This is a genomic window from Bradyrhizobium sp. 154 (genome assembly GCF_023073875.1).
GTDB lineage: Bacteria > Pseudomonadota > Alphaproteobacteria > Rhizobiales > Xanthobacteraceae > Bradyrhizobium.
In genome coordinates this window covers 1-18,610 of sequence record NZ_JADPKG010000121.1, presented here as the reverse complement: position 1 = coordinate 18,610, position 18,610 = coordinate 1, and the positions used below count along the sequence as shown (strand labels likewise).

Sequence of the window (18,610 nt, the reverse complement as noted above, 5' to 3'; positions counted from 1 at the left end):
CTTGAGGCAGACCTGGGCGCATCATGGACGTCAAAGGTTGGTTGCGGAGACTCGGCCTCGAGCAATATGAGGCGACATTCCGCCAGAATGAGATCGACGACACGGTCCTGCCGAGTCTGACGGCCGAGGACTTGAAGGATCTCGGTGTCGGATCAGTAGGAAACCGCCGAAAGCTGCTCGACGCGATCGCGGCCTTGCGCGGTGAAGCGAGCATCCCAACGCCGCTATCTGGCGCTCCTCGGCTAGCCAAAGAAGCGGCCCAAGATACCGCCGAGCGCCGCCAGATCACTGTGATGTTCTCGGACCTCGTGGACTCGACGGCGCTCTCCGCCCGCATGGACCCTGAGGACCTTCGGGAGATAATTTCGGCTTATCAGCGCTGCGTCGCCGAGAACGTGCGCCGCTTTGGAGGGTTTGTCGCCAGATATCTGGGTGATGGCGCATTGATCTATTTCGGCTACCCGCAGGCTCATGAGGATGACGCTGAGCGTGCAGTGCGGGCCGCCCTCGCATTGATTGATGCACTTGCATTGCTACCAGCACCAGCGCGCTTGCTGGTGCGGATTGGCGCCGCCACTGGAACGGTAGTAGTCGGGGATATTGTCGGGTCAGGCCAAGAGCAGAAGCACGAGATTATCGGCGAGACGCCAAACCTAGCGGCACGCCTCCAAACACTCGCCGCGCCCAACACACTGGTCATCGCTGAAAGCACCCGTCGGCTTCTTGGTAATCTCTTTGAGCTGCAGGATCTTGGGTCACGAGAACTCAAGGGTATCCCGGGGACGGTACGGGCGTTCGCGGTCGTGTGTGCAAGTGCTGTCGAGAGCCGCTTCGAGGCGATGCATCCGGGCACCCTGAATTCCCTGGTTGGACGGCAGGAAGAGCTTCAACAGCTCCTGCAATCCTGGACACGGGCCAAGAGCGGCGAAGGACAGGTGGTGCTGCTTTCTGGTGAAGCCGGAATCGGCAAATCACGCCTCACCGCAGCGTTGCTGGAAGAGCTCGCAGGAGAGCCGCACACGTCCCTGCGCCATTTTTGCTCGCCTCAGCACACCGACAGCGCGCTTCGTCCCTTCATCGTTCAAATCGAGCGCGCCGCCGGGATCCAATCGCGCGATACCATCTCTGAACGACTGGACAAAATTGGCCAAGCCTTCGCGACCAGCGCGAAGGCGACAAGAGCAGTTCCACTAATCGCAGCGCTGCTTTCCATTCCCACCACCGGGCACTATCCGGCCTTCAAGTTGACACCAAAACAGCAGCGACGGCAGACCTTCGCAGCGCTTTTAGATCACCTGGAGTTTCTATCGGAAAAGACGCCTCTTCTTTGGATCTTTGAGGACGCTCAATGGGCCGATGCCAGCTCAATGGAGTTGATTGACCTAGCTGTAGATCGTCTACGTCATCTGCAGATTCTTGCCGTTCTCACGTCGAGGCCGGAATTTCATGCGCCGTGGGAAGGTCTATCGAACGTCACGGCCTTGACTCTCGCTCGTCTAGAGCGCTCCCACGTGGAAGAAATCATCTCACAGGTATCTGCCGGAGCTCTACTGGCGCCTGAGGTCGTTGATCAGATCGTCGCCAAGACTGACGGGAATCCGTTGTTTATCGAAGAATTAACTAAGGCAGTACTCGAGGGCGGTATGCCGGCCGAAAGTGGCAAGGGTATCGCCCCATTGGCCATACCAACAACTTTGCGCGACTCGCTCATGGCAAGGCTCGACCACCTTGCAGCTGTGAAGGAGATTGCCCAGCTGGGTGCTGCGATCGGACGCGAATTTTCTTACTCGTTACTGCGCGCTTTGACCAGGCACGATGATGCGACGTTGAGAAACGGTCTCTTCCAGCTAGAGCAAGCACAGCTTATCTTTCGCCGCGGCGAGATGCCGGACGCGATCTACATCTTCAAACACGCGCTCATCCAAGATGCTGCATATGAGAGCCTGCTCAAGGGGCGGCGGCAAACTATCCACCAGAACATTGCCGAAGCCTTGCGCGATCATTTCCCAACGGCCATCGACACCCAACCGGAGGTCATAGCCCACCATTTTTCAAACGCAGGGCTCAATGAAGTTGCCGCTGAATGGTGGGGAAAAGCGGGAGAATTCGCGACGCGCCGCTCAGCTTATAGCGAAGCAATCGATCACTACAGAAAATCATTGAAGTTGTACGCGGCGTTGCATGACAGCCCGGAGCTTCGATTGCCGCGACTGCGGGTCCATACCGCCTACGCTTACGCCCTGTTTCATGGTCGAGGGACCGGTCTAACCGAGACAGTCACGGTTTTTGCCGAAGCACGAGCACTAGCGGCTTCAGTCGAAGAAATTTCCGCAAGATTCCCCGCTTACTTTGGCATGTGGGCGGGAAGCTTTTCGCGCGCGGATCTTGCACCCATGGAGGAGGTTGCCGAGGCATTTTTATCCGACGTGCAAAGTGTTTCGACGCCTGGCGAAGTCGGCGTGGCGCACTGCGTGTTCGGAGTGACGCAATGGTTCCGGGGCGATTACCCCGCCGCACGCATGCATCTCGAGAGAGCCGTAGACGTGTACGATCGCAATAGAGACTCTGCTCTTGCCGAGGTGTTTGGTTACGATCCCGGCGTAATCGCCATGTCGCGCCTCGCCACGGTGCTTTGGCCGATGGGGGAGGTCCGTCAGGCTGAGCGCATCATGCAGCAGGCCCTTACCCTTTCTAAAGAGATTGGGCACGTTCCGAGCGTTATGGTGTCGCATCACGTTGCGTGCATCCTCGCGAGTATGCGGCGCAATGAGATCGACGTCAGGTCGCATGCCAAGACCATTCTGGACCTCGCCCGCGAACATAGTGTTCCCGTACGCATAGCAGACAGCACATTCTTCTTCGGCTGGTCCCGCTGGCACGGAGGTGATCCCGATGGTGAGGCCGGAGTCCGTGATGGCCTGTCGATGTTGAGGAGGTTGCAGTATCGTCTGCTCGAGCCATTGATTCAGACATTGCTCTCAGAGTTAGAGACGCAATCTGGTCGGACGGACATCGGGCTCAAGCTCCTCGACGAGCAACTCGCAGAGACTCACCGGAGCGGCGAGCGCTGGTTTGATTCAGAGATGCATCGAATCCGGGCCAAGTTTTTGTTACGTGGTGGAGGGTCCCACAATGCTGAGGCAGAAAGAGCTCTCATAAAAGCAATTGAAATTGCCCGGATTCAAAAAACAAGAACTTTTGAGCTTCTCGCCACGATCTCGCTGGCACGGCTCTATCGAGCAACAGACCGAGATCGCGCTGCGCGCGAGCTGCTTCTTGCACTGTCCAGCCAAAGAATCGGCCACGAAGTACCTGAATTTGAGCAGGTACAACGCATGCTGGACGTGCCGCCTGCGTGATCGAAAGCCGTCTTTGAGGTTGGATCGCACCATAGCTCACATGGTGCCATCTCCAGCCTATCAGGCCGCCGGGATCGCTGGCATCGCAGACGTTCTGCGCCGAAGGAATCCAGCCCGCGCTTTTGCTCTGCGGCGGGGTGCAGGTTGCGAGCTCGGTCGCCTGCGGGCTGGCGCCGACCGCGGGTGCGCTCGGCATCATGCCCGCGGCCATTGCGATCGTGTCATCACGGTTGGGGTGGGCGCGCTTCATGCCGCCTCGATCATCGCTCGTCGGCGGCTTGCCGACGCGACCTCAGAGCGTTAAACCACTTCCGCGCAATCTTCGGCGTACCGCGGGCACGTACCGCGCGCAGCCCAAGCACTTGCGAAATAAGTGCGAGGACCATCGGGAGATCCGTCGAGATAGGCAAGACGCAGCGCCTTCTTGAATTGTCTTTTACTCACGTCGAACGCCGCCACATAAGTCGCGAACATACCGTCGCCACCGTCTAAGGGAGTCCAAAAATCATCAAAGTTGACAAAGTTCATCGTGATTGTGAGCGCGGTTTCCTGCACATTTTGGAGCCCTGCGTGCTTCAATTCACCTGCGATACCTCCTTGACGAGTAATGGGCCGAGACAAGGCCTTGGCGCGCAAATATGCCGCTTTCGCATCGAGGACGGCTGCCGTGTCCCAAAACATGCGGCCGAAGACGAGACCACCGCGCAAGTCCCACATGCAGGCTGAAACCGTTCCGCCGGGTCTCGTCACGCGCACCATTTCGCGTATCGCGCGTTGCGGCTCGGGGATGAACGCTAGCACCAGCATCGATAGTGTGAGATCAAAGGTGTTATCGGCAAACGGAATGTTGCACGCATCTGCCGTCTGGAAATTAATGCGGGGGTCTGCTTCCCTTGCCTTGGCGTAGGCAATATAGGAATCCGAAAGATCGAGCGCCTCGATGGACGTGAACCCGGGGTTCCTTGCAAGCTCCACGGCGAGGTGGCCAGTTCCGCAGCCCACGTCAAGCACTCTTCCTTTCGCAGAAGACGCTGCGAATGCTATGAAGAAGGGGGCGAGCATCCGGCTGTGGCGCCCCATTTGCAACTCGTACCGTTCGCCGCTCGAAGGTGGGAACGTCGAGTTTCTGATATCGAGCCGATATGGCGCGGTTGTCACGAGTAACGCTCGCCAATATTGAAAATGACGTACATGACCACCCGGCTTTTCGCGGCCGCCAGAAGGTGATCTATCCGACGAATTGGAAAGTCGCTCGTTTCGTCCCGACCACCACGGCGGCTAACGGTAGCCCGTCGTGCCATGCTGGAGGCGATGAAACACTCGAAGTACGAAAAGGCAGCCTGTTCAGCGACGTTTCGATTTTCGCTCGGCGACTTTGATCGAGCGATCGAGTTCCTTAAGCGCTCGACTCGCTTCTTCTAGTTGCGATTGGAGAGCTTTTCTTTCTCGCTGCAGACCTTTCACCAGAGCCTTCCGTTTGGCTTCGGTTAGATTGTCCAGATCGACCAAATCTATAAGAAAAGCACACATTGCTTCGCCTCTCTCTATCAAGTTCAATCAACTAGCACACTCAACCTCCCACGACTGAGTGTCGACGCTCTCCAGTGGATAATCAAGCCTGAGCCGCCCGAGCTCTTTACTACCGGCATCGAAGTTGGCCAGGAGTGCCAATCACGACGGCCAGAACGGCAGCGCGCATTCAAAAATCACACAGTCTGCCAAGCTCCCTGTCAGGGTTTGCTACTGCTTTGGCTACGACAGCCAGGTAATCCGCAATCCAGTCCCGGTCGGCGTTTGGGGCGAACAAATCCTTTTTAAGCGCGCAAATTCCTTTGATACCCGTCGGGCTCTCTTGGAGAGCCATCGAAAGCCAGGCGCAATCGATCGGCATTGCAGTACGCGCTTTTTGAAAAGTGAACGGTTGCGCCGTCAAATCCCGCAACTTGGGTGACCGGCGAAACGCAACCTGAAGAACGAAATAGATTCGCACGAGTGTTGCCGGTCTCAGGTCCGTTTCCTTCGCTAATCGTGCGGCAATGACATCAAAGGGGAGCTCCTGCATTGCGTGCGCTGCAACTACCGTCTCGCGTACGCGATGGACCGCGTCGACAAAGGTTAGACTCGCGTCAATTTGCGTCCGTAGCAGCGTGGTGTTTGCAAACGGTCCGATTACGCTTTCCCTCGCGAGCTGCCCGCGATTTGCCATCAGCGTAGCCACGCAGATATCGCTGCATCCGCTTCGCAGCACCAAGAGCGTCTTGAATACCGCCAGCAAGGTCATGAACAGGGTTACACCTTGGCTACGGCAGAAGTCTCGCAGGCGTACAACCAACTCATCGGACAGCTGAAATGGTCTTTCGATAATGCGCGCCGTCAGTTCGCCAACAACGTTGATCTTGGGGGGGTTAAATAGGAGTGAGACTTTGTTCAGACGCTCCTTCCAATATGCGTACTGTTTATCTGCCGCAATGCCAGTGCACCACTGACGTTGCCAACGCGCAAACTCGGAAAACTGAAGCTCAGGCTCGGGCAGCTTCGATTTCCTGCCACTCACCGAGGCGGAATAGAGTTCGGAAAGCTCCTCCATAAAGACCACCATCGACCACCCGTCGACGATGATGTCATGCACGACAAAAAGCAGGATATGGTCGTTCGTGTCGAGCCTAAAGAGGTGCGCGCGAAATAATGGCGCTCGCGTCATGTCGATCGGTTCCAAGGTGGCTTGCTGAACTTCCAGCTTCGCTCTTGTGAGCTGGAGTTCCTTTGCTCGAGCACTTCGGGGACCCGATCGCATTGCCAAGTTCTTCATGCTCAAGATCCATTCGACATCGACGTCCGGCGCCACGACGGCGGTGGGCGCCTCATTCCGCCAATGAAATGCCGTGCGCAGGCAAGCATGCCGGCGCACCATGCTGCCAAGGCTCTGCCTTAGCGCGGGAACATCAAGTGCTCCTTGCAGCCGATAGGCGAAAGGCAGATTAAACTGCGGCAGTCCGGGGAGTTTGCGTTCGACTCGCAACATACGCTCTTGCACAATCGACACGGGTTGTGGGCCATCTGCTTTTGCGCAATCCGCCGCTTCTATAGTGGGAATGCGCCGGATCGTCTCCCCTGAACCCTTTCGTAATGTCTCAACGCGGTTCGCCAGCGCAGTAACGGTCGGCGCGCTGAAGATATCCTCGAAGGACACTTGAACCCCGAAACGCTCTTCCAGACGCAGGATCATTTGCGCCATGGCAAGTGAATCGATGCCTAGGGCAAAGATATCTTGGTCTATTTCGACCTGGTCGCTACCCAGGATTTCTGCCCAGATTCCCGCGAGTTGACACTCCAATTCCGAACGTGGGGCGACCATGTCTGCTCCACGCTGGTCGGTACTCGGCTGAATTGCCGATAACGCGGCCGCAAGTTGACCTCGATTTATCTTTCCCCCCGCGCCCTTAGGTATTTCCGAGACGATATGGATGACGCCCGGAACCTTGAATCCACTCAGAAGTTTGCGGGCGAAGTCTCGCAGCTTCTGCGCACTAACCTCGGCGTCGCGACTTAAGACTACGGCGGCAGCCACCTCGGCCCCAAGCCTCTCATGAGGTACCGGGAAAACGGCGGCGTCGATCACATCTGGATGGCTCAGCAACGCCTCCTCCACTTCGGCGGGCGCCACTTTCTGTCCTCCCTTGTGGATAATCTCTTTGATCCGACCGACGATGAAGAGATAGCCCTCTTCGTCAAAGTACCCGATGTCGCCAGTTCGAAACCAGTTTTTGCGAAATGCGGACGCGGTTGCTGCGGCATCGTTGTGGTACCGTCTGGTTATCGTGGGACCCTGCAGCTCGATTTCTCCACGTTTGCCCGCCGGCAATCGTCGCCCCTCACTATCGACGATCGCGATCTCAGGTCCTGCCGGCCGACCGACTGAACCCAGCTTTCGCCGGTGTAATGGATTTGCCGTAATTTGAGTTGCGGCCTCGGTCATGCCGTAGGTATCGATTACCGGGACGCCAAATAAGGCCTCCAATTCGCTAAGCGCGTCGCGCGCAAGAGATGTTGAGGCCGAGCGAATGAGCCTCAGGGAGGATCGGCGCGCGGCTTGTTTGTGCAGAATTGCCTCGCGCAAAATCGCCTGATGGACTGCGGGTACGGCCGTGTACCAGGTTGGTCGAAACTTTCGAAGCCAGCCAAAGAACGCTGTTGGATCAAAGCCGGGCGTGCAAACCACGCTGGAGCCGGCCGTCAAGCCGGCCAGAACACCCGAGATCAAACCGTGCCCGTGGAAGAGAGGTAATACGCTCAGAAGGCGGTCTCGCGGTCCAAGTTCTAGATTCACACCGACGTTGCGGGCTGAGAGACAGACGCTTGCGTGGGTCAGAGGCACCATCTTCGGCCGCGACGTGCTGCCGGACGTCAAAAGAATGAACGCATCGTCGGAAGAGGACGCTAACTGATCATTAGGCGGTTCTCTCTGACTAACAATATGGAATGCGCCAGCCCCCTCGCCCGGACGAGTCACAACGTCGATGATGCGTATACCCAACGAACTCGCGGCGCGACGGCAGGCCGAGGTCGGATCAGCGTGGGCCAATAGCGCTGCCACGTCCAGATCAGCGAAGTAACGCTTGTATTCATCATAGGTGAAGTCTGGGCTGAGTGGCACACATACGGCACCTACGGCAAGCGTCACCATCGCCACGGCAGCTTCGGGTCCGTTTGGCAAGACCACCGCGACCCTGTCGGTTCGGCTCACTCCCGCACTGCGCAACGCGCGCACGACATCATGGGTCAGCAACGACAATGCACCATATGTCATTGGGAGGCACCCGGGAGCCAATATTGCGTATCGGTCGGGCGCCTGTCGTCCGTGATGTAAGAGGAGGTCGTAGAGACAAGCAAACGTCGTCGTAGTTACGCTCTCCCGCGAAGCTATATCCTTTACCTTCTCAATGAACTTCGACAAACCCGCCTCCATTTCAGATGGACGACTAGTTCGTGTCTATGAATACCTGGATCTCGAATCACTGCTCGAACTAAAGCGGCATTTTGAAATCGGCCGCAGAGCAAAAGTCCTTCGAAACGGCGCGATGCCCAATACAGTCGCTCAAGCCACCAATTTCCACTCCGACTCCGCCTCTGGATGACAGAGGATATATCATTCATGGCCCAAAGACACCCCATAGTTGGGTGCCGTTTTGCCCCTCGACCTCTGGCACAGCCAGTTCATCCGAACTCGCCAAGAGTTGACAGCGAGGAATCGCAGCGGCCGTAGTCCATACGTGAGAGGCCGCGAATGATATCTCGGGCGCGTGCTAGTCCCCTACGGAAGCGCAAGAGTTGGTCGTGCTCACGATTGCACTGCGAAAAGAACTCGCGGACGAGGACAGTCGATAGCGCTGACCAAATCGCCCGGGCGCACATGCTTCACCAATACCTGCGGCTTGCACCTTCGGACGATGCTTGCGAATTAATCCAGCGTCTGACAAATCTGTTTGAAGGTTAAAGGAATACGGTATAGTCTTGTGAGATCAAGCTTCGATGAAAATTTGAAGTGTCGTCTGGTTGGCGGGATCACATGAACGAGCCCGCAGCATGGCACTTGGCCCAGAGACCATCCGTCATGTCATCTCCTAGCAAGATTGCGCTCTTCATCGATGGAGCCAATCTCTACGCCACTGCCAAGTCGCTCAACTTCGATATCGATTACAAGCGGCTGCTGAGTGAGTTTCAAAGTCGCGGGACGCTGCTGAAAGCGTTTTACTACACGGCCGTTATCGAGGATCAGGAATTCTCGTCGATCCGCCCGCTGATCGACTGGCTGGACTACAACGGCTATAGCGTCGTCACCAAGGCCACCAAGGAGTTCATCGACGCTTCTGGCCGCCGCAAGGTCAAGGGCAACATGGACATCGAGCTTGCAGTTGATGCCATGGAGCTCGCAGGGCACATGGACGAGATGGTGCTGTTCTCGGGTGATGGAGACTTCCGCTCACTGGTTGCAGCAGTGCAGCGGCGCGGAGTCCGCGTTACCGTGGTGTCCACCATCGCGGGTCAGCCGACAATGATCGCCGACGAGCTGCGCCGTCAGGCCGACGTGTTCACCGATCTTACGGAACTCAAAGGTAAGGTTGGTCGGAATCCGTCTGAAAGGCCCGCACTCCGTGAGCGCGAGTCGCGCTATCGCCCGCACGCGGTCCTAGAGCGTGAGACCACCCCAGGCCTCAAGGGAAATGATAGTGTGCTCGAGGACTGAGACTGCTCGTGTGATCCCGAGGCTGCTATGACCGTGGCCCTGGTCTTCTGAAGCGCAAAATGACCGCGCGCCGAAGCGAGCGGCTCGAGCTTAATATCGAGAGCATGCCGAGCATGATCAGCAGTACGCCGACCAACTTGCCGTCCGACTCGCCGCCTCGTTCTCGGCGAAGCGTGGGCCGACTGGAACATTCTGAAGTTCGCACGAAGTCGCCACATGGTCGTGCGGATCGACTCCATCTTGCGTTGGGGGCAATCGCTAATAGTTGCAACAGTGGGTGGACTGATCCGTAGGCCGAGGTTAGGCATGAATGCCCTCCCAATCATGGATTGCCAGCGCCACGAATCTACTCCTGTTCGGTCCATACGTGGAAAATAGCTGGATTTGAAAGCTAGCCCCGTCTCCGTGGTGGGCCCGCAATGCACCTGATGGGCAGACGCTGCCGGCCCGGTATACGCTCCGCAACGCACCTAGGTTGTATTTGCATTTCTTCTTCGACGTTGCTTTTCTCGTGTCTTTTGCAAAAGAGCGCTTATTTGGTCTCTGGGCGCGTGAGGGTTCTTTGAGTGCTTTTCTGGTACGGTAGAGAAGCCAACAGCTGAAACAGCGCTCGCGCAGCCTTATATCTCGCCTCGGCACGACTGCGCTCTCGGCCATTGAGTAAGCACTCCCCTGCGCTTGTCCGAATAAACCATCCCCAGCGTCGTCCCTTGCGTTGAACGTCGATATCAAAGGTTGGCAGAACACTTGGTCGACAGGAGTTGTGTACGTAATTGTTCACGATACGCGCTCAATGAAAGGCGGAAGTCTTTTTTCTTACGGACGCCGTGAACAGCGGACCAGCCCGCATTGCCACAATGCCTAGAGGTGCAATCGCGACATGGCCTGTAGGAGGCTGGCCAGCTTCCATGATGGTCATTTTGCTACCTTGCGAAAGTGGGGACCACACGGCGGCCAACCCCTTGATAATGCAAAACTCCTGAGGCAGCATGGCCCAATTGGGCTATGCTTTTCGAGGTGCTGCGGCACATTCCAGGAACGTCGGAATGGTAGATGGAACCGATTGATCTGCACCGACTAAGCGGCGTTTTGGCCGCCGCCGCGATCGATCCCTCTCTCTGGACATACGCATTGGAGACAGCGGCGGAATGCACCGGCTCGTATGGTGCGGTACTGTTACCAGTCGTCGGAGCATTGCCAATCGTTGCTGCAACTCCTTCAATGGAACGTAGCGCAAATGTTTACGTCAAGGATGGATGGCAAACCCGCGATGAGCGCTACCGCGGGAAGGCCACGTTCCTGGCGAATGGGGTGGCAACGGACGACGACTGCATGCCATTAGACGAACGCAAGCGTTCGCCATTCTATCAGGAATTCCTTCGGGCCTGTAATCTCAGCGGTTGGGCAGGCGTCAGGATTGGCCGGGGGGATCTGGTATGGAATTTGAGTCTGCAAAGGACTCCGGACCAAGACACCTACTCCGCAAGTGAACTACGAGCTCTTTCCAATCTGGCCAACAGCTTGGATTCGGTCGTTCAGACATCCGCAGCGCTAGGCATGGCAAAAGGCGAATCCGCGCTAAACGCCTTCGATTTCTCTGATCGCGCGGCACTGCTGCTGGACCGATCGGGCCAGGTGGTTCGGGTCAATTCAGCTGCGGAGCGATTAATCGGAATGGATCTGCAGATTTCAGCAGGGCGCATTCGCTGCCAGGACCCGAAATCAAATGAACTCCTACATAACGCCATCAGAGCTATGTTCTGGAGCCTTGAAGCCTTCACTAGCGCACCCATAGTTCTGCAAAAAGTTTCAGGTGGCCGACTCGTCATCTACCCAATGAGGCTTTCTGGTCTAACTGACTCTCCCCTTTCTCTCTTCCACGCAGTATTAGTTATCTCCGACACTGACCTGCAGCAGTCAGCGGGTATGAAGACTCTGCGCGAGGTCTTCGAGCTAACGGACGCAGAATCGCGGCTGGCAGTAGCTCTTGGGAGCGGCAAGAACTTGGACAGTTTTGCGGCAGAGCGAGGACTTTCTAAGCAGACCCTGCGCAATCAATTAAAGTATGTTTTTATGAAGACAGGGACAAATCGCCAAGCTGAGTTGGTGATGATGTTGTCGAACCTCGTTCCGAAGAAGTGACGACGCGATCCCTCATGAATGTGCGATGCCGCTAATTCGACCTTTACAGTAGCGCGATTCAGAACCCAGTAGTTCTACACCAAAGGCGAGTCGCAAGATGGACATCGAGCTCGCGGTGAACGCAATGGAGCTCGCCGAGCACATCGACGAGATAGTCCTGTTCTCCGGTGACAGCGACTTCCGTTCCATGGTCGCGGCGGTGCGGCGCCGCGGCGCGCGCGGCACGGCGATCTCCACCATTGCCAGCCAGAACCCCATGATCGCTGACGAACTGCGCCGCCAGGGCGACGTCTTCACCGACCTCGTCGAGCTTCAATCCAAGCTCGGCCGCGATCCGTCCGAACGGCCGCTCCCCCGGGAACTGCAACGCGCCTGACAAAAACCGGAGCGGACGCATATCGAGCAACGGCACCGCCGGCAGCGTTTCATTATCAATGAAATCCCAGTTGCACTTAGCCTGGCAATGACCGTGCCAAGGATTGTGACGGCCCGCCGGTTCACGCTGGCGGCCTTCGCACCTGCTTCTCTTCTCCCAAACTAAGGCGATTTGGTGGGGGCGGCACCTGCGGGCGCGGAGTATCGATCGGCTGGTCTGGAGAGGAATCACTTCCTCTATTTTCCTCCTTGACGAGGGCGCCAATGCAGCCGATCGCTACTAGCAGCGCTCCTACGATCATCAGCCAGTGCGGCAACTTAAAGGTTGCAAAAAGAGATAGCCACACAGTCTCCGCCACTTTTCTACTCCTTCACTGGTTCTGGCGGTTCTTCAGCGCTGCTTCAGCCTCCAAGAGGAGCGCTATCGTCCAGTCGGTGCCGCTGCACGAAAGCAGGCGCGCTTGTCGTCCCGGTTCACCAGCATCGATTAACCACATCCAGTCAGGCCCCGAGGATACCTGCTTGGCGGTCGTGGGTCCCCGCAGGAACGATCTCGATGCTGATGACGAAGGAAAGACGGCCGGCGATCCGGGCGCTACGCGGATGGGCGATCTCGGTGCTGCAAGAGGCCGGCGCCATCAAGGAATGCGAGGAACACGGCTGGATGCAGGATCGCGCCGATCCGCACGCGCGGGAACGTGCGCTCGAACTGGGCCGCCAAGAGGCACCGCGGAGCCTCTCGCAGGCGGAGGCCGTAGCCGAAGTTAGGGATGAATTCGATCGGAGACACGTGCCCGGAGTGCCCCTCCGAGGCCGACTAGACAGCCTCTTCTCTCCCCAGTGCTCGCGACCGAGCGGCACGCGCAGGCGAGTGAGTTCGATCCACGCCAGTGCGGCGTTATCCATCTCTGCCGTTCGGCTCCATCGGCTTCGGCGGCGAGCTTCATCGCCGCAAACGCCTCGGGGTCGTACTCGACGTCCATGGCCTGAAATATAATCCCGGATGGTAAAACGATCACGCACAGATGCGACGAAAATGATTGACGCGAAGCCGGGCCGGGCTAACGCTATTCTCGCCCTGGCTAGATCTGGTAATTACGTCCTGCTTCCCCGACAACGATGCGAAGAGGCCTGCAAAGGGACAGATGCTGACCGCGTTGGGCAAAGCTATCGCAATCCCGGGCGCCGAGTTTGACTGAAATGTGCAATCTGTATTCCGTCACCACAAACCAGGAAGCAATCAGCGCTCTCTTCAGAGTCGTCAACCGATACGTTGGCAATCTAGCGCCGATGCCTGGTGTCTTCCCCGACTACAAGGCGCCGGTCGTCCGGACGGGCGTCCACGGCCAGGAGCTCGCGATCGCGCGCTGGGGCATGCCGTCGTCTTCGAAGGCTCTCATGGACGCGACTAGGCAACGGGCGGAGAAGCTGCAAGCCAAAGGCAAGGAAGTCGATTTCAAGGAATTGCTCCAGATGGAGCCAGATTCCGGGACCACCAACATCCGCAACGTGAAGAGCAAACAGTGGACCCGATGGCTCGGCATCGAGAACCGCTGCGTCGGTGCCGATCAACAGCTTCAGCGAGTTCAACAAGGCCGAGGGCGGCGACATCTCGTTCGCGCTCGACGAGACCCGCCCGCTCGCCTGCTTCGCCGGAATCTGGACCGAGTGGATGTCGGTCCGGAAGGGCAAGGAAGGCGAGACCACGAACGATCTCTACGCATTCTTGACGACGGAGCCTAACGCCGACGTCGGTGCCATTCACCCCAAGGGGATGCCAGCTATCCTGCGGGCGCCTGACGAGATAGACACTTGGATGAGGGCGCCTATGGATGAGCCCTTAAGCTGCAGCGACCGCTTCAGGACGGCGCCCTCCAGATTGTCGCCCTCGGCGTAAAGGAAGATCCCGCGCCGGTCGCCTGGTCTGAATAAAGCGAGGTAGGCTTCTGGCGATGAAGCTGACATCCTCAGATCAAACAAGATAGGTCTGCTGGTGGACCCTCAACAGACGTTCGGCCGGCAATTGCCCGGTCAGGAAAGTTCTGGGTCGCTAAATTGTCCTCATGCTCAAGGAGGTACTGCCCGAGTGTCTTTTGGGGTGCTCCAGTCCGAATTTAAGTGACGCAACTGTTTCGTTGGTGAAACGTTAACATCCATCACTGCGGTACCCTTGGCATCTATCGGTGATGAGAACGCCCGCCCATCAATAGGGAGCAGCGGCATGTCCAGTCGGCGTCTTTTCAAGCAACAAACCACCCTTGGAGATCGGCTCGCGGCGTGGGCTAATGGTATTCGCGAGCAAGCGGAGCAGCTGCCGCACGGACCTGACCGGGATGCGCTCCTGAAGAAGGCCGGCATCGCCGAAACCGCCTCCCATCTTAATGACTGGGTGAGTTCGCCGGGCCTCCAGCCGCTCAAATGACCGATAAGCCTCCTTGGGAAAAGAACGTGCGCATGGATCAACAAGGCCGCAAAACCGCCATTCGCGCCCGCATTGCCGAGCAGATCGAGGCCATCGCGACAGCAATCTGCGAGAACAGACTGCCAGTCGCTGAGGAGCTCGTCCTAAGATGGCTTACGGCTCAGCTCGCACAAGATGACATCCACCCCGAGCCGGTCCAAAAGCCTCTCCCGCCTCCTGACCCATCCCGGGTACAGGAAGCACGCGCGGCCAGCCGCGGGTACGCCGCTGATCAGTGGGCTATTGCCGCAAAGCTCCGCCGCAACATGAACTAACGTCGGCTAGGAACGCCCCCGCATTTGCCAGCGTTCGCCGGATGGTCGTGTCGTGCTAGCCATAGAATGCGGCCGACCTGAACGACCACACGGGGCGGAGTTGCCCCCGGTTGATAGCTGTTTGTAGGGGTAGTGCGGAAGTCGGCGGCGCCCGGCCAAACCGACGCGAATGACCCGACGCTGCCCTTGGCTCCTTATTACGAGTCGCGCAAGGTAAGCGCGAGGTCGGCCAAAGCGATTACTAGCGGCTTTGTTTCGAAGAGCCGCCGGTCTGGCTGCCCGAACCACTCGTCTGCTCACTCCCCGGTTGGCCCGGGGGATGCGCAGAGGCGCCCGGCTTGTCTTGGTCGGCCACGTATCCGGACGCGCCTGAATTGCGTGTCTTGGCCCCTTTATCTGCGTCGCGCTGCATCTGCTCGTTAGGCTCGCTCGTCTTGACCCCTTTGTCCACATCAGTGTGCATCTCGTCTTTGGTTTGCTCACTAGGCGCGGCCTTTTGCTGTTGCGCGGTTGCTTGGAAGGCAATTGCGCTTCCGGCAACTACAATCATCGCGAGAGTTACGGTTCGCATGCTTCTTCTCCAGTGCGGCGCCCCATCCGGCTAAACGCGCCACCTTTCCCGAGGTTCGTGGTCCGGATTGCTATTTTCAAAAGGGCTGCCGGATCAGACGGGGATTGGCTCAGGACAGGCCATGACCTACCGATTAGACGCCAGCTTTTGGCCCCTAGCTGCCTCGCCCGACCATCCAACGACCGTCTGCTTTCAGGTGGAGAGCGGATTACGTCCGTGAAGTCTCTTCGCTTCAGCATGTGACCCAACCCAGACATCCCGCGCTGACGCACGGCTACCTCTTCCACAATGCCTGTTGATATTCACGTCATCACAACGCCGCGACAAACTGCTAGCCCGCATTTCTCACAGTATTGAGGCGCATCGGGGCGCGAATCAGCGAAAGTTCTTTTGCGAGAAGGACTTTGCGATGATTCAAGGAATGCCCCGATGCCGACAGAGTGTAGCGCAGAACGTTTTGATTTTGGAGTGGTGGAAGGCCGGGCTGTGGAAGCGGCCTTTGATGCTGGGCTGGTGACGTCGGATGCTGGAGCGCTGCTTCTGGGCGCCACCGATCGAGCGATCGATCCGGTGGGGCGCTTTGCAGCTTGCTTTCGCGATCATCGCCGCGCGGACCTGATCGAGCATGCGGTCGGGACGTTGATCGGACAGCGGGTCTTTGGCATTGCGCTCGGCTACGAAGATCTCAACGACCATGATGAACTGCGGCACGATCCGCTGATGGCGGTGCTGGCGGGCAAGCTTGCGGCCCGGCGGCAGGACTGCGCACCGGTGGCCGGCAAGTCGACGCTGAACCGGCTGGAGCTGAGCCGCAGCGAGCCGTCGCGCTATCACAAGATTGCCTATGACGCGGCGGCGATCGAGGCGCTGCCGGTGATGCTGTTCCTGGAGGCCCACGAGCGACCGCCGGCGCAGATCATCCTCGATCTTGACGCCACCGACGACCCGCTACACGGCCATCAGGAGGGACGCTTCTTCCACGGCTACTACGACTGCTACTGCTATCTGCCGCTGTACGTGTTCTGTGGCCGGCATCTGTTGGCAGCCAAGCTGCGACCCTCCGATATCGACGCCAGCGCGGGCAGCGTCGCGGAGGTCGAGCGGATTGTCCGGCAGATCCGCGCCCGCTGGCCGTTCGTGCGCATCCTGCTGCGGGCGGACTCAGGCTTTGCGCGCGAGGCGCTGATGGCGTGGTGCGAGCAGAACCGCGTGGACTACCTGTTCGGGCTCGCCCGCAACACGCGCCTGGTCGCCATGATCGAAGAGGAGCTTGCCACGGCTCGCGCTGCGGCCGAGAAGACCGACCGACCGGCGCGCCGCTTCAAGGACTTCCAATGGAGCACGCTCGGCACCTGGAGCCGAAGGCGCCGCGTCGTCGCCAAGGCGGAGTGGACAAAAGGCGAAGCCAATCCGCGCTTCGTCGTGACCTCGCTCAAGCGGGCCGAGGCGGGCGCGCGACAGCTCTACGAAGACATTTACTGCGCCCGCGGCGACATGGAAAACCGCATCAAGGAGTGCCAGCTCGACCTCTATGCCGACCGGACGTCGGCGGCGACCATGCGCGCCAACCAACTGCGGCTGTGGTTCGCCGCAATGGCCTATGTGCTGATCTGTGCTCTGCGGCGCATCGGCCTTGCCGAAACCACTTTTGCCGACGCCACCTGTGGCACCATCCGCCTCAAGCTCCTCAAGATCGGCGCACTGGTGCGCATCAGCGTCCGCCGCATCAAAATCGCCATGGCTTCGGCCTGCCCAGCCGCCCAGGAATGGGGACACGTGGCCCGCCGCCTGGCCGAAACCGCCAAGGCCCGCGCCGCACCCACCTGACACGCGAAGCTGCGACGCGCTCAATCGGCGGCATCACCAACAGGTCCAAAGGAGACACTCAAAGCCAAATCGCCACCCGCGCCTCCAGCGCAACGGCTCCTCATCGCCTTCGCTAGACCTTCTATCCTCCGTCGCACAGCTATCGGCCGTGTGAGAAATGCGGGCTAGGCTCTCCATCCCAAAAGCGCAGTCCTTGGGGCACACGCGAGGGCAGAGGCTTAGTCACGTTCCGTGGACTGACAATCACTTTGATCGACTGGTGACTTAGCTGGATGTTATGCGGCGTAAAGCTCTATCGGGTCCTCGAACCCTTTGAGCTGGAAGCGCTTTCCATGACTGCCCGTCAAATCTGCCTGGGCGCGCTGATAAACCGCCTGCGTTACCAGAATCTGGTCGGCTTCGGCTACCGACTGCGCACGGGAGGCGGTGTTTACGACGGTACCGATTGCGGTCAGGTCTCGGTGAGACCGACCGAACTCCCCAAAGCTGACCTTTCCTGAATGGATACCAATGCCGATTCCCAGTTCGTTGACGGTCAGGCCGTGCGCTTTTGCAAGAATCTCGCGCTTGGTGCGCCAGTTCTTCTGGATCTCGCGCGCCGCAAGCACGGCATTTCTGGCATGGTCATCACGTTTCATAGGGAAATTGAAGACGGCCATCACCGCGTCCCCAATGGTTTTGTTGAGAAGCCCCTCATGCTCCCAGATGGCGCTTGCACTTTCATCATAGAATGCGTCGAGGAGCCCCGAAACGGCATCCGGTGAGTGGGACTGGGACAGACTGGTGTAACCTCGCAGATCCGCAAACATGATGGTCGCGTCGATGGTGATCTTGCGGGCTCTCATCACCTTCGTAAACATTAACTCGCAGATGGTACAGGTGTTGGGGTTCATTCGGCTCGGCCGAACGCCGAACGCACGAAATGGGGCTGAGAGCACCCCGTGAAGTGGCACCGGCAGATGCATCTGCTCCCAGCACCCCTTGCAGATTCTCGAACGCTGCGACGCTGCCATTTCAATCGTGATCCACGAGGGTGCAGTGGTCTCATCCTACAATCGGGATCAGGCGCGAGCAAGGGAAGCGGGGCTTAAACCAGCGTCTCTTTGCCATACGGAACTCGCGAGCTGGCACCAAGTACGAGGAGCAAACTGCCTGGCGATTTCCGGTGTTGGCCGATTCTGTTGAAAAAGGCCGGCAGTATTTAGCTCCGTCGCGACTTGGCCGAACTGCTCAACCGCCTCTATGCGAGCCTCGGCCTGGGCATCGGGATCAGCTTGGCCATCTTTCGAAGGTTTTGGGCGGTGGCTGCGAGGATGAACTCGTCACGCGCGCCGTTTGGACCTCGTAAACGCAAAC

11 protein-coding genes and 3 pseudogenes are annotated in these 18,610 nt (G+C 58.4%); 9 read left to right on the top strand and 5 right to left on the bottom strand.

The features are described 5' to 3' along the window. Positions 1-23: 23 nt before the first annotated feature. Entirely contained in the window at positions 24-3,359 is a 3,336-nt protein-coding gene (locus IVA92_RS33145) for an adenylate/guanylate cyclase domain-containing protein (protein WP_247276757.1), read from the top strand. Between the two features lie 300 nt (positions 3,360-3,659). Here IVA92_RS33145 and IVA92_RS33140 read toward each other — a convergent pair whose 3' ends face one another. The 3 genes from IVA92_RS33140 to IVA92_RS33130 form a co-directional block, all read right to left on the bottom strand. Further along, a complete protein-coding gene (locus tag IVA92_RS33140) occupies positions 3,660-4,421 on the bottom strand; it encodes a class I SAM-dependent methyltransferase (protein WP_249797036.1) in 762 nt (253 codons plus the stop codon). Between the two features lie 282 nt (positions 4,422-4,703). Then, the gene (locus tag IVA92_RS33135; RefSeq protein WP_247276755.1) at positions 4,704-4,889 is read right to left on the bottom strand and encodes a hypothetical protein; all 186 of its coding nucleotides are present in this window, start codon (positions 4,887-4,889) and stop codon (positions 4,704-4,706) included. Between the two features lie 169 nt (positions 4,890-5,058). After that, positions 5,059-8,325 carry an AMP-binding protein gene (locus IVA92_RS33130; RefSeq protein WP_256464963.1) on the bottom strand — a complete coding sequence of 1,089 codons (3,267 nt, stop codon included), beginning with the start codon at positions 8,323-8,325 and terminating at the stop codon, positions 5,059-5,061. 645 nt (positions 8,326-8,970) lie between these two features. Between IVA92_RS33130 and IVA92_RS33125 the strand changes: the two genes are divergently transcribed. From IVA92_RS33125 to IVA92_RS33095, 7 genes and pseudogenes are all read left to right on the top strand, one after another. Continuing rightward, positions 8,971-9,603 carry an NYN domain-containing protein gene (locus tag IVA92_RS33125; protein WP_247276771.1) on the top strand — a complete coding sequence of 211 codons (633 nt, stop codon included), beginning with the start codon at positions 8,971-8,973 and terminating at the stop codon, positions 9,601-9,603. A gap of 1,053 nt (positions 9,604-10,656) precedes the next feature. After that, positions 10,657-11,745 carry a PAS domain-containing protein gene (locus tag IVA92_RS33120; protein ID WP_247276753.1) on the top strand — a complete coding sequence of 363 codons (1,089 nt, stop codon included), beginning with the start codon at positions 10,657-10,659 and terminating at the stop codon, positions 11,743-11,745. 97 nt (positions 11,746-11,842) lie between these two features. Then, positions 11,843-12,103, top strand: a pseudogene (locus tag IVA92_RS33115) (NYN domain-containing protein); the annotation flags it as partial. A 573-nt stretch (positions 12,104-12,676) separates the two neighbouring features. Continuing rightward, a pseudogene (locus tag IVA92_RS33110) lies at positions 12,677-12,941 on the top strand (hypothetical protein). Between the two features lie 379 nt (positions 12,942-13,320). Then, positions 13,321-14,052, top strand: a pseudogene (locus tag IVA92_RS33105) (SOS response-associated peptidase family protein). 289 nt (positions 14,053-14,341) lie between these two features. Next, positions 14,342-14,542: a hypothetical protein gene (locus IVA92_RS33100; protein ID WP_247276752.1), complete on the top strand. Its 201-nt coding sequence runs from the start codon at positions 14,342-14,344 to the stop codon at positions 14,540-14,542. Next, positions 14,539-14,856, top strand: a complete 318-nt coding sequence (locus tag IVA92_RS33095) for a hypothetical protein (protein WP_247276751.1) — start codon at positions 14,539-14,541, stop codon at positions 14,854-14,856. The genes IVA92_RS33100 and IVA92_RS33095 overlap by 4 nt, the downstream gene beginning before the upstream one ends. Before the next feature lie 241 nt (positions 14,857-15,097). On the opposite strand, the gene IVA92_RS33090 is transcribed toward IVA92_RS33095, so the two are convergent. Continuing rightward, on the bottom strand, positions 15,098-15,427 hold the full coding sequence (locus IVA92_RS33090; protein ID WP_247276750.1) for a hypothetical protein: 330 nt from the start codon (positions 15,425-15,427) through the stop codon (positions 15,098-15,100). A gap of 429 nt (positions 15,428-15,856) precedes the next feature. Between IVA92_RS33090 and IVA92_RS33085 the strand changes: the two genes are divergently transcribed. Beyond that, positions 15,857-17,254 carry an IS1380 family transposase gene (locus IVA92_RS33085; protein WP_247276749.1) on the top strand — a complete coding sequence of 466 codons (1,398 nt, stop codon included), beginning with the start codon at positions 15,857-15,859 and terminating at the stop codon, positions 17,252-17,254. Positions 17,255-17,529: 275 nt separating this feature from the next. Here IVA92_RS33085 and IVA92_RS33080 read toward each other — a convergent pair whose 3' ends face one another. Then, a complete protein-coding gene (locus tag IVA92_RS33080) occupies positions 17,530-18,267 on the bottom strand; it encodes an adenylate/guanylate cyclase domain-containing protein (protein WP_247276748.1) in 738 nt (245 codons plus the stop codon). Between the last annotated feature and the right edge of the window lie 343 nt (positions 18,268-18,610).